Origin of the sequence: Streptomyces sp. NPDC006140 (genome assembly GCF_040628815.1) — a bacterium.
In the GTDB taxonomy this organism is placed as follows: domain Bacteria; phylum Actinomycetota; class Actinomycetes; order Streptomycetales; family Streptomycetaceae; genus Streptomyces.
Genome location: NZ_JBEXTS010000002.1, coordinates 262422 through 287925 on the forward strand (window position 1 = coordinate 262422; position 25504 = coordinate 287925).

Consider the following 25504-nt stretch of genomic DNA (forward strand, 5'->3'; position numbering starts at 1 on the left):
ACGCGTGTGATTTGCGCCACTCAAGGTGCTTTTACATGGCCGAAACGTTGCGGTCTTGTGCGCGATCAAGACAACCTCCACAGTGATCGGTCACGGAAGCCGCTTTCCGTATCGCAGAAGTCCCCTCCGGCTTCTGTGTAGTCCGTCCCCCAAGGAGGCCCCGTGCCACCGTCCGTACCGTCCCTGCCGCGACGCGTCGCACGCACGCTGCGTACCTCACTGTTCGCGCAGGTCCTCTGCGCGCTCGTCCTCGGAATCGTCGTCGGAAAGCTGTGGCCGGACACGGCCACGGCTCTCCAGCCGCTCGGCGACGGTTTCACCCGGCTCATCAAGACGGTGATCTCGCCACTGGTGTTCTGCGTGGTCGTCGTCGGCATCGCCAAGGCCGGTGACCTGAAGGCGTTCGGCCGGATCGGGGTCAAGGCCCTGATCTGGTTCGAGGTCGCCTCCACGGCCGCCCTGGTCATCGGCCTCGTCGCCGCCAACGTCGTCGGCCCCGGCAAGGGCATGAACGTCGACCCCTCGTCGCTGGACGCCGCCGCGGTGAACGAGACCACGGGCGGCGGCCATCTGCCCTCGACGACCGAGTTCGTCCTGAACGCGCTGCCGCAGAGCTTCATCGGGGCCTTCGCCGACAACGAGCTGCTCCAGGTGCTCATCCTGGCCTGCCTGGTGGGCGCCGCCCTGCTCCACCTCGGGCACACCAAGGTGCCGAAGATCCTGCCCGCGATCGAGCAGGCCCAGGAGATCATCTTCGCGGTCGTCGGCTTCGTGATGCGGCTGGCCCCGCTCGCGGTGTTCGGTGCCATGGCCCACCTGGTCGGCAACTACGGCCTCGGAGTGATGACGAAGTACGCCAAGCTCATCGTGCTCTGCTACGTCGCGGCGGCACTGTTCATCGCGCTGCTCGCCGTCGCCCTGCGGGTGGTGACCGGGCTCAGCCTCTGGAAGTTCCTGCGCTACATCCGCGAGGAGATGCTGCTCGCGCTCGGCACCGCCTCCACCGAGTCCGTCATGCCGCGCGTGATGCAGAAGCTGCGCCGGGCCGGCGCCCGCGACGACGCCGTGGGCCTGGTGCTGCCCACCGGTTACTCGTTCAACCTCGACGGCGCCTCGCTCTACCTGTCCATCGGCACGCTGTTCATCGCCCAGGCGGTGGGCGTGGACCTGACCCTGGGACAGCAGGTCACCGTGGTCCTGGTGCTCATGCTGACCAGCAAGGGCATGGCGGGCATCCCCGGCTCGGCGTTCCTCGCCCTGGCCGCGACCGCCTCGTCCCTGGGCGCCATTCCGGCCGGAGCCGTCGCCCTGCTCCTCGGCGTGGACCGCATCATGGACTCGATGCGGGTCGTCACGAACCTGCTGGGCAACTGCGTGGCCGTCTTCGCGGTGTCCCGCTGGGAGGGGGCGCTGGACATCGAGCGCGCGAAGAAGACGCTCGACGGTGAGGAGACGGACCCGCCCCAGGGCGACGGCGACGGCGACGGCGACGACGCCCGGGCGGTCGAGCCGACGACGGCCGCGACCCCGGCGCCGGGCATCCCCGCCCAGAAGCCCAAGGAGCCCGCTCCCGAGGCCGGCTGACCGAAACCGAACGGGCCGCGGCCACCGCTCCGGCAGAGGGAGCGGCGGCCGCGGCCCGTTGTGGTGACGGGCGGTGGTCGCCGCCCGTTGTGTGAGGGGCGGCGTGGCCCGTCGTGAGCCCGGGGCATCAGCAGGAACGCACCGGCGTCCCGTCGATCAGTGTGTCCAGCAGCCCCCCGAGCGCCGCGCGCTGATCCTCCGTCAGGGGCGCGAGGATCTCCTCCGCGGCCGACCTGCGCGCCGCCCGCAGCTCGCGCAGGGCGCCCCGGCCGTCGTCCGTGAGCTCGATGCGGATCACGCGCCGGTTCGCCGGATCCGGCACCCGCCGCACCTTGCCGCTCGCCTCCAGGGCGTCGACCAGGGTCGTCACGGCCCGGGGCACCACCTCCAGGCGCTCGGCCAGATCCGCCATGCGCGGTGGCGAGCCCCAGTGCGCCAGGGTGCGCAGCAGCCGGGACTGCGCCGGCGTGATGCCCAGCTCGCGCTGCTCCAGATGGCGCTTCTGGATGCGGTGCACCCGGCGGGTGAGCCGGAGCAACTGCTCGGCGAGCAGGCCGTCGGGATCGGGGGTGGTCATGCGGGAACAATATCAGGATGCAGTTCATTGTGAGTATAGGTAACAATGAGCTGTGATCCGGCCCGCCGCACCCCCTCGAAGGAGCCCATGCACCCCGACCACGAAGCGTCCTGGACCCCACCCGCCGAGGCGACGGAACAGCCCCGGCAGGTCCGCCGCATCCTCCGGCTCTTCCGCCCGTACCGGGGCCGGCTCGCCGTCGTCGGCCTGCTGGTCGGCGCCTCCTCGCTGGTCTCGGTCGCCACGCCCTTCCTGCTGAAGGAGATCCTCGACGTCGCGATCCCCCAGGGGCGCACGGGCCTGCTCAGTCTGCTCGCCCTGGGCATGATCCTCAGCGCCGTCCTCACCAGCGTCTTCGGGGTGCTGCAGACCCTCATCTCCACGACGGTCGGCCAGCGCGTCATGCACGACCTGCGCACCGCGGTCTACGGCCGGCTCCAGCGCATGTCCCTCGCCTTCTTCACGCGCACGCGCACGGGCGAGGTGCAGTCCCGCATCGCCAACGACATCGGCGGCATGCAGGCCACCGTCACCTCCACCGCCACCTCGCTCGTCTCCAACGCCACCAGCGTGATCGCCACGATCGTCGCGATGATCGCCCTCGACTGGCGCCTGACGGTCGTCTCCCTGCTGCTGCTCCCGGTGTTCGTGTGGATCAGCCGCCGCGTCGGCAACGAACGGCGGAAGATCACCACCCAGCGCCAGAAGCAGATGGCCGCCATGGCCGCCACGGTCACCGAGTCGCTCTCCGTCAGCGGCATCCTGCTCGGCCGCACGATGGGCCGCTCCGACTCGCTGACGAGGTCCTTCGCCGACGAGTCCGAGGAACTCGTCGACCTGGAGGTGCGGTCCAACATGGCCGGCCGCTGGCGCATGGCCGTCATCACGATCGTCATGGCCGCCCTGCCCGCCGTCATCTACTGGACCGCCGGCATGGCCCTCCAACTGGGCGGCCCCGAGGTCTCCATCGGCACGATCGTCGCGTTCGTCTCGCTCCAGCAGGGCCTGTTCCGCCCGGCCGTGAGCCTGCTGTCGACCGGTGTGCAGATCCAGACCTCGCTCGCCCTCTTCCAGCGCATCTTCGAGTACCTCGACCTGCCGATCGACATCACCGAACGCCCTGACCCGGTCCGCCTCGACCGGATCAAGGGCGAGGTCCGCTTCGAGAACGTCTCCTTCGGCTACGACGACGAGGGCGGCCCCGTCCTCGACGGCATCGACCTCACCGTCCCGGCCGGGGGCAGCCTCGCGATCGTCGGCCCGACCGGCGCCGGCAAGTCCACGCTGGGCTACCTGGTGCCCCGCCTCTACGACGTCACCGGCGGCCGCGTCACCCTCGACGGGGTCGACGTGCGCGACCTCGACTTCGACACCCTGGCCCGCGCGGTCGGCGTCGTCTCGCAGGAGACGTACCTCTTCCACGCCTCCGTCGCCGACAACCTGCGCTTCGCCAAGCCCGACGCCACCGACGAGGAGCTGCACCAGGCGGCGAAGGCGGCACAGATCCACGACCACATCGCGTCCCTGCCCGACGGGTACGACACCGTCGTCGGCGAGCGCGGCCACCGCTTCTCGGGCGGCGAGAAGCAGCGCCTGGCCATCGCCCGCACGATCCTGCGCGACCCGCCGGTCCTCATCCTCGACGAGGCCACCAGCGCGCTGGACACCCGGACCGAGGCCGCGGTCCAGGACGCGATCGACGCGCTGTCGGCGAACCGCACCACGCTGACCATCGCCCACCGGCTCTCCACCGTGCGGGGCGCCGACCAGATCGTGGTCCTCGACGCGGGGCGCGCGGTCGAACGCGGCACGCACGAGGAACTCCTGGAGCGGGACGGCCGGTACGCGGCGCTCGTACGCCGGGACGCCCAACTGGAACCGACAAGATGAAAATATGCCGGGTTTGTGGCGATATGCGGGTTACCGTGCCCGCATGCAGAAGAACACTCCGCCACGGAGCACGATTCGACTGACGCGCCGCGGCCGCATCGCCCTCGTCGCGACCGGGGCCGTCGTGGTCGGTACCGCGGTGGCGGTGCCGCTGCTGACCCTGGCGCCCGAGGAGGACGGCCGGCCCACGACCCTGGTGATCCCCGAGGGCTGGCGCGCGAGCCAGGTCTACGCCGCCGTCGACAAGGCCCTCGCCCTGCCCGCCGGCAGCACGAAGAAGTCCCTCGCGAAGGCCGCCCTGAAGCTGCCGAACGACGCCGAGGGCAACCCCGAGGGCTACCTCTTCCCGGCGACCTATCCACTCCAGGAGAAGGTCACGCCGGAGAAGCTGCTGGCGCTGATGGTCGACACGGCGAACGAGAGGTTCAACGGCGCGCCCATCGCCGCCGGGGCGCAGCGCAACGCCATGAACGTCTACCAGGCCGTCACCATCGCGAGCATCGTCCAGGCGGAGGCGGCCACCCGCGCCGACATGGGCAAGGTGGCCCGGGTGATCTTCAACCGCCTGGAGCGCGGCATGCCGCTGCAGATGGACTCCACCCTCAACTACGCGCTGAACCGCGCGACGCTCCGCACGACGGCGAGCGACACGCGCCTCGACAGCCCCTACAACTCGTACCAGCGCATGGGACTCCCGCCCACGCCCATCGACAACCCCGGCGAGGAGGCGATGCGCGCCGCCGTCAACCCGCCCCCGGGAGACTGGCTGTACTTCGTCACGGTCAAGCCGGGCGACACCCGCTTCACCGCGGACTACCGCGAACACACCCGCAACGTCGCGGAGTTCAACGCCCACCGCAAGAGCAGGGCGGAACGTCCCTGAGATTCATGCCGCGGCCGGTTCCCGTTCCAGCAACCGCCTGATGTCGCGGACGGCCGCCCGGCCCGCACGGTTCGCGCCGATCGTGCTGGCCGAGGGGCCGTAGCCGACGAGGTGGACGCGGGGGTCGGCGGCCGCGTGCGTGCCCTCCATGCGGATGCCGCCGCCGGGGCCGCGCAGCCGCAGCGGGGCGAGGTGGTCGAGGGCGGGCCGGAAGCCGGTGGCCCACAGGATCACGTCGGCGTCGACGCGCCGGCCGTCGTTCCATTCGACCCCGTCCGGGGTGATCCGGTCGAACATCGGCTGCCGGTCGAGCACCCCGTCCTCGATGCCCTGCCGGATCGCGTCGTTGAGCGGCAGCCCGGTGACCGAGACCACGCTGCGGGGCGGCAGCCCCTGCCGTACCCGCTCCTCGACGAGCGCGACGGCCGCCCGGCCCGCGTTCTCGTCGAAGGGTCCCTCCCGGAAGACGGGCGGGCGCCGGGTCACCCATGTCGTGGCCGCCGCGTACGCGGCGATCTCCAGCAGGTGCTGGGTGCCCGAGGCGCCGCCGCCCACCACCACGACCCGCTGCCCGGCGAACTCCTCGGGCCCGGGGTACTGCGCGGTGTGCAACTGCCGCCCCCGGAAGGTCTCCTGGCCGGGATAGCGCGGCCAGAACGGCCGGTCCCAGGTGCCGGTCGCGTTGATCAGCGCCCGCGCCGACCACACGCCGTCCGAGGTCTCCACGAGCAGCCGCCCGCCGGCCCCCTCGCGCACGGCCCGGACGTCGACGGGCCGCCGCACCCGCAGGCCGAAGGTCCGCTCGTACCGGTCGAAGTACTCGCTGATCACCTCGGCGGACGGCCGCGCCGGGTCCGCGTCCGTCAGTTCCATCCCGGGCAGCGCGTGCATGCCGTGCACCTTGCCGTACGTCAGCGACGGCCAGCGGAACTGCCAGGCGCCGCCGGGCCCGGGGGAGTGGTCCAGCACGACGAAGTCGCGGTCCGGCTCGAAACCGGATCGCCGCAGGTGATAGGCGCCGGCCAGACCGGCCTGACCAGCGCCTGTGACGACTACCTCGACCTCGCGTGTGTTGTTCACGCTTCTACCAACAGCGCGGCGGTCGTGGATCTTCCCGCGTTACGAGCCCTCCGAGGGCCGTGCCGCCGAGGTCGACGGCGGCAGGTCGCCGTTGAACCGGGTGTCGGTGAACTCGGCGAAGTCGACCTTGCGCGGGATGAGCTTCAGCGCCGTGAACGTGTCGGCGATCTCCTGCTCGGAGGCGATCAGCGGCTTGTCGACGGCGACCGCGATCCGGGTCGTGTACGTGCGCTTGACCGCCGCCAGCGCCACGTCCTCGGGGAGCCCGGTGTCCTTCGCCCAGACCTCGGCCCACTCCTTCTCGTGGTCGTACACCCAGGTGTAGGCGCGCCGCAGCCGCTCCAGGTAGTCCTTCACGGCGGCGGCCTTCTTCTTGTCCTTCAGCGCGGCCGGGGCGGCGACCTGGAAGGTGAGCCCGTTGGTCACGCCCTCCCCGTCGGTGAGGACCCGGCCCTGCCTGGCCTTGAGTATCTGCGAGGTGTACGGGTCCCACACCGCCCACGCGTCGACCTTGCCGGAGGTGAACGCGGCGAGCGCGTCGGCCGGCTGGAGGTACTTGACCTTGATGTCGCTCAGCTTCAGCCCGGCCTTCTTCAGGGACGCGACCAGCTGGAAGTGGGCGGAGGAGCCCTGGGCGACGGCGACCGACCTGCCCTTGAGCTGCTCGGGGCTCTTCAGGGGCGAGCCGTTCGGGACGAGGATGGTGTCGCCCTTGGACGTGCCGTGCCAGGCGGCCACGACCTTGATCTTCGAGCCGGCCCCGGCCGCGAAGACCGGCGGGGTGTTGCCGACGCCGCCGATGTCGACGGCCCCCGCGTTGACCGCCTCCAGCAGGGGCGGCCCCGAGGTGAACGTCGACCATTTGATCTTGTAGTCCAGGTTCTTCAGCTCCCCGGCGGCGCGCAGGATGGCCTCCGAACCGCCCTTCTGGTCACCGACGTTGATCGTGACGGAGCCCTTGCCGTCGGTGCCGCCGTCCGACGTGCTGGCGGCCGAGTTCCCGCCGCAGGCGGTGAGCAGCAGGGCGAGGGGGAGGAGCAGGGCGGCGGGGGCGAGGCGTCGTCGCATGGTGGTTCCGTTCGCTGTAGAGGGGAGGAGAGGGGAGTTCAAGCGGCTTCGGCGGCCGTCGCCTCGACGCCCAGGCGTTCGAGGAGCCCGGCGCGCAGGGCGGCGAAGCGCGGGTCGGTGATGTCGCGGGGGCGGTCGAGGTCGACGCGCTGCTCGTGGGCGATGACGCCGCCGTCCATCACCAGGACACGGTCGGCGAGCAGCACGGCCTCCTCCACGTCATGGGTGACGAGGAGCACCGCGCAGCCCCGGCGCTGCCACAACTCGCCCACGAGCCGCTGGGCCTTGATGCGGGTGAGCGCGTCCAGCGCGCCGAACGGCTCGTCGAGCAGCAGCAGATCGGGCTCGCGCACCAACGCCCGGGCGAGGGAAGCGCGTTGGGCCTCGCCGCCGGAGAGGGTCTTGGGCCAGGCGTCCGTGCGGTGGCCGAGGCCGACCTCGTCCAGGGCCTGTTCGGCGACGGCACGTGCGGGCTTGCCGGGCAGGCTCAGCAGGACGTTGCGCCACACCTTCTTCCATGGCATCAGCCGCGGTGCCTGGAAGGCGACGGCCTTGCGGCGCGGCACCAGTACGGTGCCCTCGATGTCGCGGTCCAGCCCGGCGAGGATGCGCAGCAGCGTCGACTTGCCGCAGCCGCTGCGGCCGAGCAGGGCCACGAACTCGCCCGGCCGGACGTCCAGTCGCAGGTCGTCGATGACGGCACGCCCGTCGAAGGAGCGGGTGAGCCCCTCGACGTGGACCGCCTGGGGGGTCACCGGCCGGTGAACGTCGGTCGCCATTGCAGCAGCACCTTTTCGAGAGAGCGGACGATGAAGTCGGCGAGCAGGCCGAGGAAGGCGTAGACGACCAGGCAGACCACGATCACGTCGGTCCGCAGGAAGTCCCGGGCCTGCACCATCAGGAACCCGATGCCGGAGTCGGCGTTGACCTGCTCGGCGAAGACCAGCGCGAGCCAGGCGATGCCGAGCGAGTAGCGCAGGCCGGTCATGGCGTTCGGCAGCGCGCCCGGGAGGACGACATGCCGGACGAGCCCCCAGCGCGACAGCCCGAGGGACTCCCCGGCCTCGATCAACTGGGCGTCCACGCCACGGATCCCGGCGTACACGTTGAGGTAGAGCGGGAAGGTCACGCCGAGCGTGATGATGGCGACCTTGGGGGCCTCGCCGATGCCGAACCAGATGATGAACAGCGGGATGAGACCCACGAACGGCACGGTCCGCAGCATCTGCACGGGCGCGTCGACGAGGTCCTCGCCGATCCGGAACAGGCCCGAGACCAGGGCGAGTCCGATGCCGACGAGCAGACCGAGCAGCAGCCCGGCGGCGACCCGCCGGAGCGAGGTGCCCATGGCCGCGGGCAGCGAACCGTCGGCCACCATGTCCCCGGCGACCCGGGCGATCCGGCCGGGTGAGGCCAGCACGTCAGGGGGCAACGCCCCGGTGCTGCTGAGGAGTTGCCACAGGGCGAGCAGCAGGACCGGGCCGGTGGTACGGCGCAGCCAGCGGGGGACGCGGGCACGGCGGGAGGAGGCGGGCACCAGGGGCTGGAGATCGAGATCCACACCGGATATAGGCGCTATATCGGGTGCCGATGATGTGGGCGGGGCATGGCTGATGCTCATGGGGGCTCCACGGGAGAAGAGCGAGGGCCGGGGTGAGGGCACACCTCACCCGCGCCGCGCCACGCCGACGGGCTCAGAGCCGGTCAGCGGGCAGGCGCGACGAAGGCGAGGAAAGGAAAAAGGGAGGAGAAGAGGGAGAAGGGCGTCAGCAGCCGCGGCGACACGCGGCGGAGGCCACCCGCAGCAGGTCGATGTGACCGCGCGTGGTGAGCAGGGCTGAACGCAACATGCGCCAGAACCTAGCCAGTCGGCATGCGCACGGTCAACGGGCGTCTCGTCCAGTGGACTCCGGTATCAGTACACGGTCCGGCGCGTCCCGGTGGAACCCGGCGCGTGCGTCAGGATGGAGGGCATGTCAGATGCCTTCACCACCCGAGTCCTGAACATCACCACCGGTTCCGCGGAGAGGGTCGTCGACATCACCGGCGACTGCGAGTCCTTCCTCCGCGAGGCCGCCGCCGGCCGTGACGGCCTGCTCAACGTCTTCGTCCCCCACGCCACGGCCGGGATCGCCGTTCTCGAGACCGGCGCCGGCAGCGACGACGACCTGCTGGCCGCGCTGCACACGCTGCTGCCCGCCGACGACCGCTGGCAGCACCGGCACGGCAGCCCCGGCCACGGCCGCGACCACGTCCTGCCGGCCCTCGTGCCGCCCCACGCGACCCTGCCGGTGCTGGGCGGCCGCCTGGAGCTCGGGACGTGGCAGTCGGTGTGCCTGGTGGACACCAACAAGGACAACCCGGACCGCAAGGTGCGGCTGAGTTTCCTGGGCTGAGCGCGGTCCGCCCGGCCCGGCCCGCCCTGCCGCCGGGCCCGGGCGCTCCGGCACACCGTGACGCGTGCCCGTAATGCCCGTATCCTCATCAATGCAAGATTCTCCTCCGAAAAGCAGGATTCTTCCGAGTAGCGGATGGTCACGGGCACAAGTGAGGCGGAGCGTGGTTCGGTCCGGCGAGGAACCCCAGCCGGCGGGTCGTGCGACTGAGGGCACGGGGCCCGCCCGCCTTCGCGAGCGGTTCCTCCAGGGCGAGCCGGTCGAGGAGGGCGTGCGGGGATCCATCCTGGACTCGTGGCGGCGCTGCCGGTCCCTGGGCCTGTCGCCGGACCAGTCCGACCTGCCCTACCGGGACGACTTCGACCCGGGCGGCCGCATCGTCCGCGCGGCCGTGCCCGTGCTGGACCGGCTGCAGGCCACGTTCTCCGGCAGCCAGGTCAACATCTCGGTCGCCGACGCGAACGGAACGGTCCTGCTGCGCCGCTTCGGGGACCCGTCGATGGCCAAGCGCCTTCCGGCGATCCAGGTCGTCCCCGGTTTCGTCTTCTCGGAGCAGGTCGCCGGCACCAACGGCATCGGCCTGGCCCTCGCCGAGCGGCAGCTCATCCGCGTCTACGGCGCCGAGCACTTCGCGGAGCGCTCCCAGCAGAACGCCTGTGTCGCGCTGCCCGTCCGTGACCCGCTCAGCGGGCGCATCGAGGGCGTCCTGTGCTTCGGCTACCCGCGCGGCTTCGAGCAGCCCGGGCTGGGCGTCACCATCCGCCGGGCGGCCGAGGTCATCGAGCGGCGGCTGCTGGGGCAGAGCTCCGCGCACGAGCGTGCCCTGCTGCGGGCGTACGCGGCCAGTGGGGCGGGGGCCGCCGGGCTGCGCCGGGGCGTCGCGAGGGACGCGCCGGCGGACGCGCTCCCCCCGCGTGACCGGGAGATCCTGCTGGAGAAGGCCGCCGAGCTGATCTCCCGCGCGCAGCGGGCCGCCGTCGACGTGGCCCTGCCCGACGGCCGCCTGGTGACGCTCGTGAGCCGTCCGATGACCAGTGCCTCCGGGGTGCGGGGCTTCGCCGTGGAGGCCGTGCTGCCCGGCTCCCCGGCGGGAGCGCCCCTCGTCCTGCCCCATCAGCTGGACACCGTGCCGGACCTGGCCGCCCTCGCGACCACCCCACTGCCCGCCCGCCCGTCGCTCACCCTTCCGCCCGGACACCTGGCCACCGAACCCGGCCCGAGGCTCAGGGCCGACGGCGAGGGCGTCATCCTCGACGGGAGTGGGGGGCCGGCGGAGCCGGGGCAGGGCGGCATCCACGACCGGAGTGGGGGGTCCGCCGAGTCGGGTGACGGCGGCATCCTCGATGGGAGTGGCGGCTCCGCCGAGCCGGCTAAGGGCGTCGCCCCCGACGGGGGCGGGGACCCGGCCGAGGTGAAGCAGGCCGTCGTCCCCGGGGGAGGCAGGGGCGGCGCCGCCCGGCCGGGTGAGGTCCGCACTCCGGACGGAGGCCGGGGCGTGGGGGAGGAGCGGCCCGGCTCGTCGTTCCCGGCCAGGGGGCTGCTGATGGTGGGGGAGCCGCACGTGGGGGCCTACGCCCTGGCCGCGCGCCGGCGCCTGGAGCTGCTGTCCGAGGCCAGCGCCCGCATCGGCACCACCCTGGACGTCCGCCGCACCGCCGAGGAACTGGCCGAGACGGCCGTCCCGCGCCTCGCCGACTTCGTCACCATCGACCTGCCCGACGCCGTCCTGCGCGGCGAGGAGTCCGCCGACCCCCTCGCCGACCTGCGCCGCACGGTCGTCCACGGCGTCCGCGAGGGCCTGCCCTTCACCCCGCCCGGCAAGCGCATGGACTTCGGCCCGACCGCGCCGCAGCTGCGCTGCCTGACCAGCGGCGAGGCGGTGCTGGAGCCGGACCTGGAGGCCGCCGCGGGCTGGCTCGCCCAGGACCCCGAGCACACCGCGCGCCTGCTGTCCCACGTCCACTCCCTCATCGCGGTCCCCCTGCTCGCCCGCGGGGTCGTCCTGGGCATCGCCAGCTTCTACCGGGCGGGGGGCTCCTTCGGGGACGACGACCGCTCGCTGGCCCAGGAACTCGCCACCCGCGCCGCCCTCTCCATCGACAACGCCCGGCGCTACACCCACGAACGCACCATGGTCCTGGCCCTCCAGCGCCGCCTCCTCCCGCACGGCCTGCCCGACCAGGACGCCGTCGAGGTCGCCCACCGCTACCTGCCCGCCGAATCGGACGTGGGCGGCGACTGGTACGACGTCATCCCCCTCTCCGGCGCCCGGGTCGGGCTCCTCGTCGGCGATGTCGTCGGCCACGGCATGCTCTCCGCGGCCACCATGGGCCGGCTGCGCACGGCCGCGCGCAGCTTCGCCGAGCTGGACTTCCCCCCGGACGAGGTCCTCACCCACCTGGACAACCTCGTCGGACGCCTGGACCGGGAGGACCCGGACGGCAAGGGCGCCGGCGTCATCGGCGCGACCTGCCTGTACGCCGTCTACGACCCGGCCGCGCAGCAGTGCCTGATGGCCCGGGCCGGGCACCCGCCGCCCGCGCTCGTCCACCCCGACGGCACCGTGACCTACCCCGACCTGCCGGCCGGGCCCCCGCTCGGCCTCGGCGGGCTGCCCTTCGACGCCGTGGAGGTCGATCTCCCCGAGGGCAGCCAGCTGGTGCTCTACACGGACGGCCTCATCGAGGACCGGCACCGCGACGTCGATGTCGTCCTGGAGCAGCTGCGCACGGCCCTGGCACACCCCGAGCGCGCCCCGGAGGAGACCTGCCAGGCGGTCCTGGACACCGTGGCGCCCGCCCACCCGCACGACGACATCGCCCTGCTCGTCGCCCGCGTCCACGCCCTCGACCCCGAACGGATCGCCACCTGGGAGCTGTCCGCCGACCCGGCGCTCGTCGGCGAGGTCCGGGCCTCCGCCATACGGCGCCTGACCGACTGGGGGCTCGACGAGACCGCGTTCGCCGCGGAGCTGATCCTCAGCGAGCTGATCACCAACGCCATGCGGCACGGGGCCGGCCCCATCCGGGTGCGGCTGCTGTACGGCCGCACCCTGATCTGCGAGGTCTCCGACACCAGCAACACCGCCCCCCACCTGCGCCGGGCCGCCAGCACCGACGAGGGCGGCCGCGGCCTGTTCCTGGTCGCGCAGCTCTCGCAGAGCTGGGGGACCCGCTACCTCCCCGAGGGCAAGGTCATCTGGGCCGAGTGCGGGCTCGACGCGGCCTGACACATCGACCGCGGCAGCGCAGGCACAGCACACCTGAAAGATGACCGAAATGCTGTAATTTGTTCGGGTGCGCGACGCTCCCGACACCTCAGCCAAGGCGGCCTCGCCCTTCGGCCCGGAGCCCCTGGTCCGCGTCCGGGGGCTCGGCAAGCGGTTCGGCGGCACCGTCGCGCTGGCCGGGGTCGACCTCGACGTCCACGCCGGCAGCGTCCTCGCCCTCCTCGGGCCCAACGGCGCCGGGAAGTCCACGCTCATCAAGATCCTCGCCGGTGTCCACCAGGCCGACGCGGGACAGATCACGGTCGCCGGACACCCCCTCGGCAGCCACACCGCCTCCCGGAGCATGTCCTTCATCCACCAGGACCTCGGCCTCGTGGACTGGATGACGGTCGCCGAGAACATCGCCCTGACCACCGGCTACGCGCGCCGGGCCGGGCTGATCTCCTGGCGGCGCACCCGCGAGCGCTGCGTCGGCGCCCTGCGGATCGTCGCCGGACACCTCGACCCCGACGCGCCGGTCTCCGCGCTCGCCCCCGCCGACCGCTCGCTGGTCGCGATCGCCCGGGCCCTGGCGGCACGCGCGCGGCTCATCGTCCTCGACGAGCCGACCGCCCGCCTGCCCGCCGCGGACAGCGCCCGGCTCTTCAGCGTCCTGCACGACCTGCGCGACCGGGGCCACGCCGTCCTCTACGTCAGCCACCGCCTGGACGAGGTGTACCAGGTCGCCGACACCTTCGCCGTCCTGCGCGACGGCCGGCTCGTCAGCCACGGCCCGCTCGCCGGCCACAGCCCCGCCCGCCTGGTCCACGACATCGTCGGCGCCGAGGAGGCTCCTGCCGCTCGCCGCCCCGCCAGGGCCCCGGCCCCCGCGCCGGCCGTCCTGACCCTCGACGGCGTACGCACCGCCCGGACCGCACCGGTCAGCCTGGAACTCGCCGCCGGGGAGGTCCTCGGCCTGGTCGGCCTCTCGGACGCCGGGCACACGGACCTGGGCCGCGCCCTGGCCGGCGCCGGGCCCCTGCTGGGCGGACGGGCCGTGCTCCACGGACGGCCGTACCGCCCCCGCACGGTCGCGGAGGCCGTCGCCCGCGGTGTCGGCTTCGTGCCCGGCGACCGGCTGCGGGAGGGCTGCCTCGCCGAGCTGACCGTGCGGGAGAACCTCATGGCCAACCCCCGCGCGGGCGGCGGACCCGCGCCCCGCTGGATCGGACCACGCCGCGAACGCGCCCGGGCCGCCGCCCTGATCGACCGCTTCGCGGTGCGCCCCCGCGACAGCGAGACCCCCATCGCCACGCTCTCCGGCGGCAACCAGCAGAAGGTCATGATCGGCCGCTGGCTGCGCGCGGACCTGCGGCTGCTGATCCTCGAGGAGCCGACCGCGGGCGTGGACGTCGGCGCCAAGGCCGCGATCCACCGCCTGCTCCAGCAGGCGCTGGAGGCGGGCCTGGCGGTCCTGTTGCTGTCCACCGACTTCGAGGAGGTCGCGGGCGTGTGCCGGCGCACCCTGGTCTTCGTGCGCGGAGCCGTGACGGCCGAGCTGGGCGGCCCCGCCCTCACCGTCGCCGGACTCACCCGGGCGGCCTCGGCCATGCCCCCGGCCACCACCGCGCGCCCATGACGCCGCCGCCCCGGCCGCAGAGCCGCCCCGGCCGTCCGCGCCGCCCGGGCGGGCACCACATCGGCGCCTACGGCCTGCTCGTCCTCACCGCCCTGCTCTGGCTGGTCTTCTCCCTCGCCCTGCCGGACACCTTCCCCACCCTGGACACCGTCGACTCGATCCTGTCCAACCAGTCGATCCCGGCCGTCCTGGCCCTCGCCGCCATGGTGCCCATCGTCACCGGCGCGTTCGACCTCTCCATCGGCTACGGCCTCGGCCTCGCCCACGTGATGGTGCTCCAGCTCGTGGTGCACCAGGGCTGGCCCTGGCCGCTCGCCTGCCTCACCGTGCTCGCCGGAGGGCTGGCGGTGGGCGTCCTCAACGGCGTCATCGTCGAGTTCGGCCGGATCGACTCCTTCATCGCGACCCTCGGGACCGGCAGCATGATGTACGCCGTCACCGGCTGGATCACCGACGGCGGCCGGATCGTCCCGGGCCCGCAGGGCCTCCCGCCCGCCTTCACCGACCTCTACGACTCCACATTCCTCGGCCTGCCGGTCCCCGCCTTCTACGTGCTGGCCCTCGCGGCCGTCCTCTGGCTGGTGCTGGAGCGGCTCCCGCTCGGCCGGTACCTCTACGTCGTCGGGTCCAACCCCCGCGCGGCCGACCTCGTCGGCATCCCGACCCGCACGTACACCGTCTACGCCTTCGCCGCCTCGGGGCTGATCGTCGGCTTCGCCGGGGTGCTGCTCGCCGCCCAGCAGCAGATCGGCAACCCGAGCGTCGGACTCGACTACCTGCTGCCCGCCTTCGTCGGCGCCCTCCTCGGCTCCACGGCGATCCGGCCCGGCCGGCCCAACGCCCTCGGCACCGTCGTCGCCGTCGCCGTGCTCGCCGTCGGCCTCACCGGCATCGCCCAACTGGGCGCCGAGTTCTGGACGGTTCCGCTGTTCCACGGCGGCACCCTGCTCATCGCCGTCGGCCTGGCCGGCTACGCCGCCCGCCGCAGGCTGCGCGGTGGTGCCGCGGCCCGCGACACCCCGGCCGCACCGCCCCCGCCGCCGCCCGCCGCGGCACCGGAGGGCGGCCCCGCCGGCACGCCCCCCTGAGCCGCCCCGACTTCCTTCCAGGAGCTTCCCGTGCACCGCAACCGCAAGGCCGCCCCCACAGTCCGCACCGCGCGGCTCGCCTGCTGCGCCCTGCTGGCGGCCGTCACCGCCCTCCTCGGCTGCGAACGCGGCTCGTCGGACGGCCCGGACGAGACGGCGACCGGCCGGAACGGCTGCCCCGACGTCCACGCCAGGGCCCAGGACGCCGTCACGCGGGCGGAGCGGACGGACATCCCCTGGGGCGGACCCACCAGCGGCCCGGAGGCGGTGTCCGGCAAGACCCTCGTCTACGTCGCCCAGACCATGACCAACCCCGGTGTCGCGGGCGCCGCGAGGGGCGTGCGCGAGGCCGCGCGGGTCATCGGCTGGAACGTCCGCGTGATCGACGGCGCGGGCACCCCGGCCGGCATCCAGGCCGCCATGAGCGAGGCCGTGGCCCTGCGGCCCTCGGGCATCGTCATCGGCGGGTTCGACCCGAACTCGACGGCACAGCAGGTCGCCCGGGCCACCGCACAGCGCATCCCGCTCATCGGCTGGCACGCGGTCCCCGAACCCGGCCCCAGCCGGCAGCCCGAGCTCTTCACCAACGTCACCACCCGTGTCGAGGACGTGGCCCGCATCAGCGCGCAGTGGATCATCTCCGACTCGGACGGGCGCGCCGGGGTCGTGCTCATCACCGACGCCTCGATCCCCTTCGCCAGGAACAAGTCCGACCTGATCAGAAAGGAGCTGACGAGCTGTCAGGGGGTGCGGCTGCTCTCGGTGGAGAACATCCCGATCCCGGACGCGAGCAGCCGCACGCCGCGCGAGATCTCCTCCCTGCTCTCCCGGTTCCAGGACCGGTGGACCCACTCCGTCGCCATCAACGACCTGTACTTCGCCGACGCCGCCCCCGCCTTCCGCGCGGCCGGCGAGAAGGGCTCGGGCCCGCCCTTCAACATCGGCGCCGGTGACGGCGACCCGTCCGCCTTCCAGCGCATCAACAGCGGGCAGTACCAGGCCGCCACCGTGCCCGAGCCGCTGTCCCTCCAAGGCTGGCAGATCGTCGACGAGTTCAACCGCGCCTTCGCGGGCCGCCCCGCCAGCGGGTACGTGGCGCCCGTCCACATCGCCACCGCCGACAACAGCGCCGGCGCCACGACCTGGGACCCCGCGGGCTACCGGGAGGCCTACCGGCGGATCTGGGGGAAGTGACGGCCTGTCAGAGGCCCGATCTCTTCACGGAACGTGCACGGAACCTCGGAATCCCTTTAATTTTCAAGCGCTACTCTCACCGTCAGTCGAGTGGCCGCCGGGGCCGGTCCGAGCGGGGCCCGTCCGCGGCGGCACTCGCACCCCCCACCAGCACAGGAGACTCGGCGTGTTCGACGGCGACGTAGTGGTGATCGGCGGCGGCTACGCCGGTGTCCGGCTGGCCAGGCGGCTGGACGGCACGGCCCGGGTCACGCTGGTGGACCGCAAGGAGGTCTTCTTCCACCGCATCGCCTCCCTGCGCGCCGGTGTCCGGCCCGAGTGGACGCACACGCCGTTCATCCCCTACGACCGGCTGCTGCACCATGGCCGGGTGGTCACCGGCAAGGCCGTCCGCATCGACACCGCCGAGCGGCAGGTCGCCCTCGCCACCGGCGAACGGCTGCCGTACGACGTCCTCGTGATCGCCACCGGCGCCGACTACCCCGAACCGGCCCGCTTCGTGGGCACCACCACCGAGGAGGCCGCCAAGTCCTTCGCCGAGCACCAGCGCACCATCGCCACCGCCGAGCACGTCCTCGTCGTCGGCGGCGGCCCCGGCGGCGTCGAACTCAGCGCCGAGATCCGCCTCGCCCGGCCGGACGCCCGGGTCACGCTCGCCCACTCCGGGCCGGCCCTGCTCGACTCCACGGGCAGCGAGCGGCCGGGCCGCAAGGCACGCGCCTGGCTGGAGTCCCACGACGTGGAGGTCCGCCTCGACTCCTTCATGTCTCCCGGCAACGACTTCGGCACCTATCGCGACGCCCGCGGCACCGTCCTCGAGGCCGACCTGTCCTTCTGGGCGACCGGCACCACCCCCAACACCCTCTGGCTCCGCCTGGCCGGACACGGCGACTGGCTCAACGCCGCCGGACACGTGAAGGTCGACCGGATGCTCCGAGTCGACGGGAAACTCGACGTGTTCGCCGTCGGCGACGTGAACGACGCCACCGAACTCAAGATCACCCCCGCCGCCCTCGCCCAGGCGGACCTCGCCGCCCACAACATCCGCGCCTACCTGCAGAGTTCCGGCAAGCACCGCAAGGAGCCGCGCCTGTACCGCCCGATCCACCGCACCCCGCTCATCGTGCCGTTCGGCGCGGCCGACGGGCTGACCATGCTGCCCGTGCCGGGCGGCGAGTCCGCGGTCCTCGGCAGCCGCACCACCACCCTGGCCAAGGCGAAGACCCTCATGACGCCCTACATGCGGCGTCAACTCGGCTACACCGCCGCCTGACGCGCGACCGGGGCGTCGCCTCACCCACCCCCGTCGTTACCCGGGAGTTCCGCCTGGGGTAGGGTCCCCACCGTTTCCGGCTACCGACTGATGGTGTGCCGGTACAGGGCGTGTCGGAGGGTGGCAAGACGATGGAATCCCAGTGGGGTGACGGCGGATCCGTGGACCTGGACGACACGCGGCTGGAGTCGTTGAATCCTGAACCGCTGCTGACCCGCGACTACGAGACGCGGCCCGCGCTCGTGTACGAGCGGCTGCGGCAGCAGCACGGCCCGGTCGCGCCGGTCGACCTGCTGGGGGTGCCCGCCTGGCTGGTCCTCGGTTACCGCGAGGCGCTCCAAGTCCTCCAGGACGACGACGGCTGGCCCAAGGGACTGGAGAACTGGCGGGCCCGCTCCGAGGGCCGGGTCCCGGCCGACTGGCCGCTCGGACCGTCCCTGGAGGTCAACCACATCCTGATCCAGGGCGGCCCCGGCTACCGGCCGCTGCGCACGGCCTGGGACGTGGCCCTCAAGCCGTTCCAGGACCCGCGCCACCCCCAGGCCAAGCGCCTGAAGTCCGCCGTCACCGCCTACGCCGACGAACTCATCACGCTGGTCGGCCAGGGCGGCAGGACCGGCGTGGCCGACCTGTCCGCGCAGTTCTCCCGGCCGCTGCCGCTGATGGTGGCCAGTCACCTGCTCGGCTTCCCCGGCTCGCAGGGCGACGACGCGCTGATGGACATGTGGCGCGTGCTCGACGCGGGCCCCGACGCCGAGGCCGCGCTGGAGCGCCTGCTGGCCACCCTGGCCGAACTGGCCGCGCACAAACTGGAGAAGCCCGGCGACGACTTCCCGTCCTACCTGCTGGCCGCCCACCCGGGCCTGTCGCTCGACCACCTGGCCCGGGAGCTGTTCATGCTGCTCGGCATGACCTCCGACCACGTCGGCATCCTCATCTCCAACACCGTCGTGGAGGTCATCTCGGGCGAGGGCAGCGTGCGCGCCAGCCTGTCCGCCGGGATGGTCAGGGAGACCATGAACCGCGTGGTGATGCGCAAGCCGCCGCTGGTGAACTTCGTCCCGCGCTTCGCCGCCCGGGACACCCGGCTCGGCAACTACACCATCCACGCCGGCGACCCGGTGTGGGTCTCCTCCGCCGCCGCGCACGCCGACCCGCTCTTCGCCGACCACGTCGCCTCCGGCACCGCCATCAGCACCCGGGCGCACCTGTCCTGGGGTGCCGGTCCGCGCCAGTGCCCGGCGCGGGAGCTGGCCTCGACGGTCGCGGCGGCCGGTGTGGGCCGCCTGTTCGAGCGGTTCGACCACGTCGACCTCGCCCTGCCGGCCGACCAACTGCCCTGGCGTTCCTCGCCGTTCATGCGCGGACTGCGCTCGCTGCCCGTGCGCTACGCCCTCGCCTCGGCGCCGCCCGCGCGGCCGGTGACGGACGACCCCGCGCCGGAGGTGGCCCAGGAGGTCCTGCCGGACCAGTCGGCCCGGCAGCGGTCGTCGCTGTGGCGCTATCTGACGGGGCTGATCCGCGGCGGCCGCTGACAGCGGGCCTCCTGGTCGAAAAACACCCGGGGCATCTCGTCGTTCCTCCCGGCCCCGGGGTGACGATCTCCCGCCGCACGCGTGACGAACGGAGGTGTTCCGCGGCGACCGACTCTGCAAAGCTCGGTAGTGACCCCGGGTGAACGTTCCCCCCACGAAGTCCAGCCGGCTCCTCTCATCCCAGGAGCCGTGGACACCGCCTCAAGGGCACCGAGCCCCACCGGCAGACCCGGGAGACTCCCGTGGACATGCGCTACGAGGCGTTCTGCCTCATGGACCCGGACTTCTACGACACGCCCGCCCGCGCCAAAGGCCAGAGCGACAGCTTCGAACTGGCCCGATGTCCGGCCCCGGACGGATGGACCCGGTCCGACCTGGAGAGCTGGGTGGTACTCACCCCCGACGGGCTGGTGCTTCCGCCGCAGGGCTGGAAGATCCACGTGTCGGCCACACCTGGCACGGCCCGGGACGTCCTGACCGCCGTCCGGGACTACTGCGTCCCCGCCCGAATCGCCTTCAAGTTCCTGCCGAGCGAGGACCACCTCCTCCTCGCCAACGCGAAGTACGCCCCCCGCGGATCCAGCGGCAAGTTCGTCACGATCTACCCGGCCGACGAGGCCCAGCTCGAAACGGTCCTCCACGAGCTGGGCCCCGTCCTCGCGGGCCGCCCGGGCCCGTACATCCTCAGCGACCTGCGCTGGGGGGACGGCCCGCTGTACGTCCGGTACGGGGGGTTCGCCGTCCGGACCTGCCTGTCGCCCGAGGGCGAGCTGGTGCCGGCGATCGAGGACCCGTCCGGCCGGCTCGTGCCCGACGTGCGCGGACCGGTGTTCCGGGTGCCCGACTGGGTGACCCTGCCCGCCTTCCTCGAACCCCACCTGGCCGAACGGAACAGCACGACCGTCGCCGACCTGCCCTACCGCATCGAGAGCGCCCTGCACTTCTCCAACGGCGGCGGCCTCTACACCGGTCACGACCTGCGGACCGGGCAGCGGGTCGTGCTCAAGGAGGCCCGCCCGTACGCCGGACTCACCCTGGACGGCGCCGACGCGGTCACCCGGCAGCACCGCGAGCGGGACGCCCTCGAACGACTGCGCGGGCTCGACTGCGTGCCCGCCCTGCTCGACCACTTCGTCCTCGGGGAGCACCACTTCCTGGTCGAGGAGTTCGTCGAGGGACCGACGCTCAACACCCTCTTCGTGGAACGCTGCCCCCTCGTCCTGCCGGAGACCACCGCCATGGACACCGAGGGCTACACCGCCTGGGTCCTCGACATGCTGGACCAGGTCGAGCGCGCCGTCGACGCCGTACACGCCAGGGGCCTCGTCGTGGGCGATCTCCACGCCGACAACATGCTGGTCCGCCCCGACGGCCGTCTCGTACTGATCGACTTCGAGGGCGCCGCGGACGTGACCGACCCGGGAAGCCAGCGCCTCGCCGCCCCCGGCTTCGTCGTCCCGCGCGGCCTGACCGGCCCCGACATCGACCGCTACGCACTCGCCTGCCTGCGCCTCTTCCTCTTCCTGCCGCTCACGAACCTGTTCCCGCTCGACGCGGGAAAGGCACGGCAGCTCGCCGACGAGGCCGCCCGGACCTTCCCCGTCCCCCCGGGGTTCTTCGACGACGCGGTCCGGACGATCACCGGGGACGGCACCGGCGTACGGGCGGCCTCCGCCACCCCGCAGCGGCTGGAACCGGACCGGCAGAGCTGGCCGCGGACCCGCGCGTCCCTGGCCGACGCCATCCTGGCGGCCGCCACACCGGAGCGCGACGACCGGCTCTTCCCGGGCGACGTCGAGCAGTTCACCGTACCGGGCGGCGGCCTCGGCCTGGCGCACGGCGCGGCCGGGGTGCTGTACGCGCTGGAGGTGGTCGGCGCCGGCCGCCACCCGGACCACGAGGAGTGGCTCGTACGGCACGCCCTGCACCCCGAACCCGGGGCGCGCCTCGGCCTCTACGACGGCCTGCACGGCGTCGCGTACGCGCTCGGTCACCTCGGCCACCGCGAGGAGGCGACGAAGGTCCTCGACATGTGCCTGGGCGAGCAGTGGCAGCGGCTGGGGCTCGACCTGCACGGCGGCCTGGCCGGGATCGGCCTGAACCTCCAGCACTTCGCCGCGGCCACCGGAGACCCCGCGCTCCGGGACGCCGCCCTCGCGGTCGCGGCCCTCGTCGCCGACCGGCTGGGACCGGACGACGAGACGGACGACGAGACGGACGACGACGCCGGGACCCCGACGGCCGGGCTGCTGCACGGCTCCACCGGACCCGCCCTGATGTTCCTGCGGCTGTACGAGCACACCGGCGATCCGGAGTTCCTCGACCTGGCCGGCACGGCACTCCGGCAGGACCTGCGCCGGTGCGTCCTGCGCGAAGGAGGGTCCATGGAGGTCGACGAGGGCTGGCGGACCCTGCCCTACCTGGGCACCGGCAGCGCCGGCATCGGCCTCGTGCTCGACGACTACCTGGCCCACCGCCAGGACGACACCTTCCAGGCGGCGTCCGCCGCGATCCGCACGGCGGCCACGGGCCGGTTCTACATCCAGTCCGGGCTCTTCCAGGGCCTGGCGGGAATGATCCTCTGCCTCAGCCGGTCGCATCCCCCGGGCGCGGCCGCGCAGCGCGACCCGGTGGTCGCCGCGCACATCCGCCGCCTGTCCCGCCACGCGCTCGCCTACCGGGGGCACCTCGCCTTCCCGGGCGAGCAGCTCATGCGGCTCTCCACCGACCTGGCCACCGGCAGCGCGGGAGTCCTGCTCGCCGTCGGCTCCGCGCTGCACACCAGCCCCGTACGGCTGCCGTTCCTCGCTCCCAGCGACCGGCGGAACGCGCCGCACGGCCCAGTTCCCCCGTCCCCACGAGGTCAGGGAGGAGGTGAACCCTCATGACACTCCTCGAGCTCCAGACCATGGATCCGACCCTCTCCTACGGCAGAGGCAAGGGCCCCAAGGGCAGGCACAGCCAGCTCAGCATCACGCTCTGTGCGGGCGGCGCCAGCAACCTCAGCGCGCTGCTGTGCAGCGGCAAGTGAACCCGTGCGGGGACGCCCAGCGCGTCCCCGTCCATCTGTTCGCCCTCGATCCCGCACCACGGGACAGCCGGGAGGAACCATGAGCCTGCGCGCCCCGGACCGCCTGCTGCTGGCGTCAGCCCGGCGAGGCGGTGTCTGGGTGGGCGTCACGGTCGTCACCTCCCTGCTGCTCACCGGTGCCACCCTCGCGCTGCCGGCCGTCATGGGCCGCACCCTCGACGCCGTCCTCGGCCACGGTGACGCGGCGCGGTGGCTCGCCCTGAGCGGAGTGCTGGTCTTCGTCATGGTGGCCGTCGACGCCGTGGACGATCTCGTCGGGCAGGCGGCCGAGGCCCGGTCGACGGCCTGGCTGCGGCACACACTGCTGCGGCACGTGCTGGCCCTCGGCACCCGGGCCACCCGCAGGTTCCCCCCGGGCGACCTGGTGAGCCGGCTGGTCGGCAACTCCGCCCGGACCGGGGACGCCGCGTCCGGCCTGGTGTGGATCGTCATGGGCGTCATCCCCCCGCTCGGCGCGATCGCGGCCCTGGCTCTCATCGACTTCTGGCTGTGCCTCACCTTCCTCGCGGGCATGCCGATCCTGGTCCTCCTCGTACGGGCCTTCCTGCGCGACATCTCCGACGCCGGTGAGGGCTACTTCCGCGTGCAGGGCACCATCGCCGCACGGCTCGTCGAGGCCCTGGGCGGCATCCGCACGATCACCGCGGCGGGGACCCTCGACCGCGAGACCCGAAGGGTCCTCGCGCCCCTGCCCGAGCTGCACCGGCACGGACTGGGCATGTGGAACGCGCTCGCGCGGATCTCGGCACGCGGAGACCTCGTCGTCCCGCTGCTGGTGGTCGCCGTCCTGGCGGTGGCCGGCGTGGGGCTCACCCAGGGCCGCATCACGCCGGGGGAGGTGCTCGCGGCGAGCGAGTACGTCGTCATGGCGGCCGGCATCGGCGGCGTCATGTCGTCGCTGAACGAACTGGCCCAGGCCCGCGCGGCGGCAGCCCGGGTCGCCGAGGTGATCGCCGAACCGCCCGTGGCGTACGGCAGTGAGCGGCTCCCCGCGGGCCCCGGCCGGCTCCAGTTCCGCGGCGTGACCGTCCAGGGCGCGGACGGCCCCGTCCTGAACGACCTCGACCTGACGATCCCCGGCGGGGCCCTCGTCGCCGTCGTCGGCCGCTCCGGGTCCGGCAAGTCGCTGCTGGCCGCGCTGGCCGGACGCCTCGTCGACCCGGACGAGGGCGAGGTCCTGCTCGACGGCGTACCGCTGCGCCGACTCGCCCGCGAGGAGCTCAGGCGGGCCGTGGCGTACGGCTTCGAACGCCCGGTGCTGCTCGGCGAGACCTTCGCCGACGCCATCGGGTTCGGGCCGCGCACCCCTTCCGCCGGGGAACTGGCGGCGCAGGCCCGGGCCGCCCGGGCCGACGCGTTCATCCGCCGCATGCCCGCCGGCTACGCGAGCCGGGTCGCCGACACCCCGGTCTCCGGCGGGGAGGCGCAACGGGTCGGACTGGCCCGGGCTTTCGTCCAGGCCGGGAGAGTGCTCATCCTCGACGACGTCGCCGCCAGCCTCGACACCGTGACCGAGCACCACATCAGCCAGGTGCTCACCGGCGCGCTCGCCGACCGCACGCGTCTCATCGTGACCCACCGGACCTCCACCGCGGACCGGGCGGAACTCGTGATCTGGCTCGCCGACGGCGGGGTCCGGGGGCGGGGGACGCACCGCGACCTGTGGGCGGACCCCGAGTACCGGGCCACCTTCCAGCCGCCGTCCCTGACCAGGACGCCGGTCCGTACGGGCGCCGGGGGTGCCCGGTGAGCCGGCGGTCCGTGCGTATCCTGCGCTCCTCGCTGAGCCGTCGGCGCCGGGAGTACGGGCGGCTCGTGGCCTGGTCGTTGGTGCAGGCCGTGCCCGCCTTCCTCTCCGGGTGGATCGTCGCCCGCGCCGTCGACCGCGGCTTCCTCGCCGACCGGCCGGTCACCGGCTTCCTCTGGCTGGGCGCGCTGGCCGTCGCCTACGTGGTCGGCGCCTGGGCGACCCGGCACGCCGTGCTCGGCCTCGCCGCGCTCATCGAACCCTTCCGCGACGAGTTGACCACCCTCGTGACCGAGGGCACCCTGCGCCGGTCCGCCCGGCTGGGCGAGCCGGCCGACACCGCCGGGGTGGCCCGGCTCACCGAGCACGTGGAACGGGCCCGGGACGCCTACGGCGCGATCGTGCTGTTCGTCCAGGGCTTCCTGGTCACCGCCGTCGGCGTGCTGGTGGGCCTGGCCGGCCTCGACGTCATGCTGGTCGTCCTCGTCCTGCCTCCGCTGCTGCTCGGGCTCGCCCTGTTCGCCGCGGCGCTGCGGGCGATGGCCGCGCGGCAGCGGGAGGTCGTCCTGGCGGACGAGCGCATCGCCGAGACCACGGGCGGCCTGACCGGCGGGCTGCGGGACGTGGTGGCCTGCGGCGCCGAGGACCGGATCGGGGCGGCGGCGGGCGCGCACGTCGACGACGCGGCGCGAGCGGCCCTGTCGCTGGCCCGCCTCACCGCGGTACGGACCGCGGCGCTCGGCATCAGCGGCTGGGTGCCCCTGCTGCTGATCCTGCTCGCGGCGCCCTGGCTGGTGCGCAACGGCGTGACGGCGGGCGCGATCCTCGGCGCGGTGACGTACGTGTCCCAGGCCCTCCAGCCGGCCCTCCAGGGCTTCGTACAGGGCCTCGGCAGCAGCGGACTGTGGCTGCTGGTCACGGTCGGCCGGATGGCCGAGGTCGCGGACGAGCCCGCCCAGGGCCCCACGAAGTCGCAGGCCGCGCAGGGCGCGACGGCGTCCCGGCCCGCGGAGCCCGAGGCCGGTCTGTCGCCGTCCCGGCCGGGGACGCCGGAAGCCGCCGAGCCCGGTCTGCCGGTGTCCCGGCTCGGGGATTCGGAAGCCGCCGAGTCCGGTCTGCCGGTGTCCCGGCTCGGGGATTCGGAAGCCGCCGAGGCCGGTCTGCCGGTGTCCCGGCTCGGGGATTCGGAAGCCGCCGAGGCCGGTCTGCCGGTGTCCCGGCTCGGGGATTCGGAAGCCGCCGAGGCCGGTC

19 protein-coding genes and 1 pseudogene are annotated in these 25504 nt (G+C 73.3%); 14 read left to right on the plus strand and 6 right to left on the minus strand.

The features are described 5' to 3' along the window. Positions 1–162: 162 nt before the first annotated feature. The gene (locus ABZ386_RS06465; RefSeq protein ID WP_358963896.1) at positions 163–1584 is read left to right on the plus strand and encodes a cation:dicarboxylase symporter family transporter; all 1422 of its coding nucleotides are present in this window, start codon (positions 163–165) and stop codon (positions 1582–1584) included. A 127-nt stretch (positions 1585–1711) separates the two neighbouring features. Here the strand turns inward: ABZ386_RS06465 and ABZ386_RS06470 are convergent, their stop codons facing one another. After that, entirely contained in the window at positions 1712–2161 is a 450-nt protein-coding gene (locus tag ABZ386_RS06470; protein ID WP_114250622.1) for a MarR family transcriptional regulator, read from the minus strand. A gap of 87 nt (positions 2162–2248) precedes the next feature. On the opposite strand from ABZ386_RS06470, the gene ABZ386_RS06475 reads away from it, so the two are divergent. Then, complete coding sequence (locus ABZ386_RS06475; RefSeq protein ID WP_356500713.1) at positions 2249–4051, plus strand: ABC transporter ATP-binding protein; 1803 nt, start codon at positions 2249–2251, stop codon at positions 4049–4051. Positions 4052–4094: 43 nt separating this feature from the next. After that, a complete protein-coding gene (gene mltG, locus ABZ386_RS06480; protein ID WP_356617949.1) occupies positions 4095–4934 on the plus strand; it encodes an endolytic transglycosylase MltG in 840 nt (279 codons plus the stop codon). 3 nt (positions 4935–4937) lie between these two features. Here mltG and ABZ386_RS06485 read toward each other — a convergent pair whose 3' ends face one another. The 5 genes from ABZ386_RS06485 to ABZ386_RS06505 all read right to left on the minus strand — a co-directional run bounded on the left by ABZ386_RS06485 (position 4938) and on the right by ABZ386_RS06505 (position 8932). Continuing rightward, positions 4938–6014, minus strand: a complete 1077-nt coding sequence (locus tag ABZ386_RS06485; RefSeq protein WP_351337038.1) for an NAD(P)-binding domain-containing protein — start codon at positions 6012–6014, stop codon at positions 4938–4940. A 39-nt stretch (positions 6015–6053) separates the two neighbouring features. Beyond that, a complete protein-coding gene (locus ABZ386_RS06490) occupies positions 6054–7082 on the minus strand; it encodes an ABC transporter substrate-binding protein (RefSeq protein WP_356671779.1) in 1029 nt (342 codons plus the stop codon). A 38-nt stretch (positions 7083–7120) separates the two neighbouring features. Further along, positions 7121–7861: an ABC transporter ATP-binding protein gene (locus ABZ386_RS06495; RefSeq protein WP_358963900.1), complete on the minus strand. Its 741-nt coding sequence runs from the start codon at positions 7859–7861 to the stop codon at positions 7121–7123. Further along, a complete protein-coding gene (locus tag ABZ386_RS06500) occupies positions 7834–8703 on the minus strand; it encodes an ABC transporter permease (protein ID WP_356500719.1) in 870 nt (289 codons plus the stop codon). The genes ABZ386_RS06495 and ABZ386_RS06500 overlap by 28 nt, the downstream gene beginning before the upstream one ends. Positions 8704–8848: 145 nt before the next feature. Next, positions 8849–8932: a putative leader peptide gene (locus ABZ386_RS06505; protein ID WP_349817350.1), complete on the minus strand. Its 84-nt coding sequence runs from the start codon at positions 8930–8932 to the stop codon at positions 8849–8851. 123 nt (positions 8933–9055) lie between these two features. Here ABZ386_RS06505 and ABZ386_RS06510 point away from each other — a divergent pair, with 123 nt between their 5' ends. From ABZ386_RS06510 to ABZ386_RS06560, 11 genes and pseudogenes are all read left to right on the plus strand, one after another. Further along, a complete protein-coding gene (locus tag ABZ386_RS06510; protein WP_351337030.1) occupies positions 9056–9478 on the plus strand; it encodes a secondary thiamine-phosphate synthase enzyme YjbQ in 423 nt (140 codons plus the stop codon). A gap of 163 nt (positions 9479–9641) precedes the next feature. Further along, positions 9642–12707: a SpoIIE family protein phosphatase gene (locus ABZ386_RS06515; RefSeq protein ID WP_358963902.1), complete on the plus strand. Its 3066-nt coding sequence runs from the start codon at positions 9642–9644 to the stop codon at positions 12705–12707. Between the two features lie 67 nt (positions 12708–12774). Then, positions 12775–14325 (plus strand): sugar ABC transporter ATP-binding protein, encoded by a 1551-nt coding sequence (locus ABZ386_RS06520; RefSeq protein WP_358963905.1) that lies wholly within the window; start codon positions 12775–12777, stop codon positions 14323–14325. Next, complete coding sequence (locus ABZ386_RS06525; RefSeq protein ID WP_358963908.1) at positions 14322–15413, plus strand: ABC transporter permease; 1092 nt, start codon at positions 14322–14324, stop codon at positions 15411–15413. Before ABZ386_RS06520 ends, ABZ386_RS06525 begins: the two co-directional genes overlap by 4 nt. Positions 15414–15443: 30 nt before the next feature. Next, the gene (locus ABZ386_RS06530; protein WP_351337019.1) at positions 15444–16607 is read left to right on the plus strand and encodes a substrate-binding domain-containing protein; all 1164 of its coding nucleotides are present in this window, start codon (positions 15444–15446) and stop codon (positions 16605–16607) included. 166 nt (positions 16608–16773) lie between these two features. Further along, positions 16774–17880, plus strand: a complete 1107-nt coding sequence (locus ABZ386_RS06535) for an FAD-dependent oxidoreductase (RefSeq protein WP_351337016.1) — start codon at positions 16774–16776, stop codon at positions 17878–17880. 131 nt (positions 17881–18011) lie between these two features. Further along, entirely contained in the window at positions 18012–19415 is a 1404-nt protein-coding gene (locus ABZ386_RS06540) for a cytochrome P450 (protein WP_355726190.1), read from the plus strand. 248 nt (positions 19416–19663) lie between these two features. Beyond that, positions 19664–22303 (plus strand): class III lanthionine synthetase LanKC, encoded by a 2640-nt coding sequence (gene lanKC / locus ABZ386_RS06545; protein ID WP_358964445.1) that lies wholly within the window; start codon positions 19664–19666, stop codon positions 22301–22303. Further along, positions 22300–22446, plus strand: coding sequence for a SapB/AmfS family lanthipeptide (locus tag ABZ386_RS06550; protein WP_351337010.1), 147 nt, complete (start codon positions 22300–22302; stop codon positions 22444–22446). The genes lanKC and ABZ386_RS06550 overlap by 4 nt, the downstream gene beginning before the upstream one ends. A 79-nt stretch (positions 22447–22525) precedes the next feature. Further along, positions 22526–24256, plus strand: a complete 1731-nt coding sequence (locus tag ABZ386_RS06555) for an ABC transporter ATP-binding protein (protein ID WP_358963912.1) — start codon at positions 22526–22528, stop codon at positions 24254–24256. Positions 24257–24267: 11 nt separating this feature from the next. Further along, positions 24268–25504 (plus strand): annotated as a pseudogene (locus ABZ386_RS06560) (ABC transporter ATP-binding protein); the annotation flags it as partial.

Bases quoted from the DNA above. Each gene is read 5' to 3' on its own strand.
- ABZ386_RS06510 (WP_351337030.1), top strand. From the start codon at position 9,056: ATGTCAGATGCCTTCACCACCCGAGTCCTGAACATCACCACCGGTTCC.
- ABZ386_RS06540 (WP_355726190.1), top strand. From the start codon at position 18,012: ATGGAATCCCAGTGGGGTGACGGCGGATCCGTGGACCTGGACGACACG.
- ABZ386_RS06555 (WP_358963912.1), top strand. From the start codon at position 22,526: ATGAGCCTGCGCGCCCCGGACCGCCTGCTGCTGGCGTCAGCCCGGCGA.
- ABZ386_RS06470 (WP_114250622.1), bottom strand. From the start codon at position 2,161: ATGACCACCCCCGATCCCGACGGCCTGCTCGCCGAGCAGTTGCTCCGG.
- ABZ386_RS06475 (WP_356500713.1), top strand. From the start codon at position 2,249: ATGCACCCCGACCACGAAGCGTCCTGGACCCCACCCGCCGAGGCGACG.
- ABZ386_RS06525 (WP_358963908.1), top strand. From the start codon at position 14,322: ATGACGCCGCCGCCCCGGCCGCAGAGCCGCCCCGGCCGTCCGCGCCGC.
- ABZ386_RS06505 (WP_349817350.1), bottom strand. From the start codon at position 8,932: ATGTTGCGTTCAGCCCTGCTCACCACGCGCGGTCACATCGACCTGCTG.
- mltG (WP_356617949.1), top strand. From the start codon at position 4,095: ATGCAGAAGAACACTCCGCCACGGAGCACGATTCGACTGACGCGCCGC.
- ABZ386_RS06495 (WP_358963900.1), bottom strand. From the start codon at position 7,861: ATGGCGACCGACGTTCACCGGCCGGTGACCCCCCAGGCGGTCCACGTC.
- ABZ386_RS06490 (WP_356671779.1), bottom strand. From the start codon at position 7,082: ATGCGACGACGCCTCGCCCCCGCCGCCCTGCTCCTCCCCCTCGCCCTG.
- lanKC (WP_358964445.1), top strand. From the start codon at position 19,664: ATGCGCTACGAGGCGTTCTGCCTCATGGACCCGGACTTCTACGACACG.
- ABZ386_RS06500 (WP_356500719.1), bottom strand. From the start codon at position 8,703: ATGAGCATCAGCCATGCCCCGCCCACATCATCGGCACCCGATATAGCG.
- ABZ386_RS06550 (WP_351337010.1), top strand. From the start codon at position 22,300: ATGACACTCCTCGAGCTCCAGACCATGGATCCGACCCTCTCCTACGGC.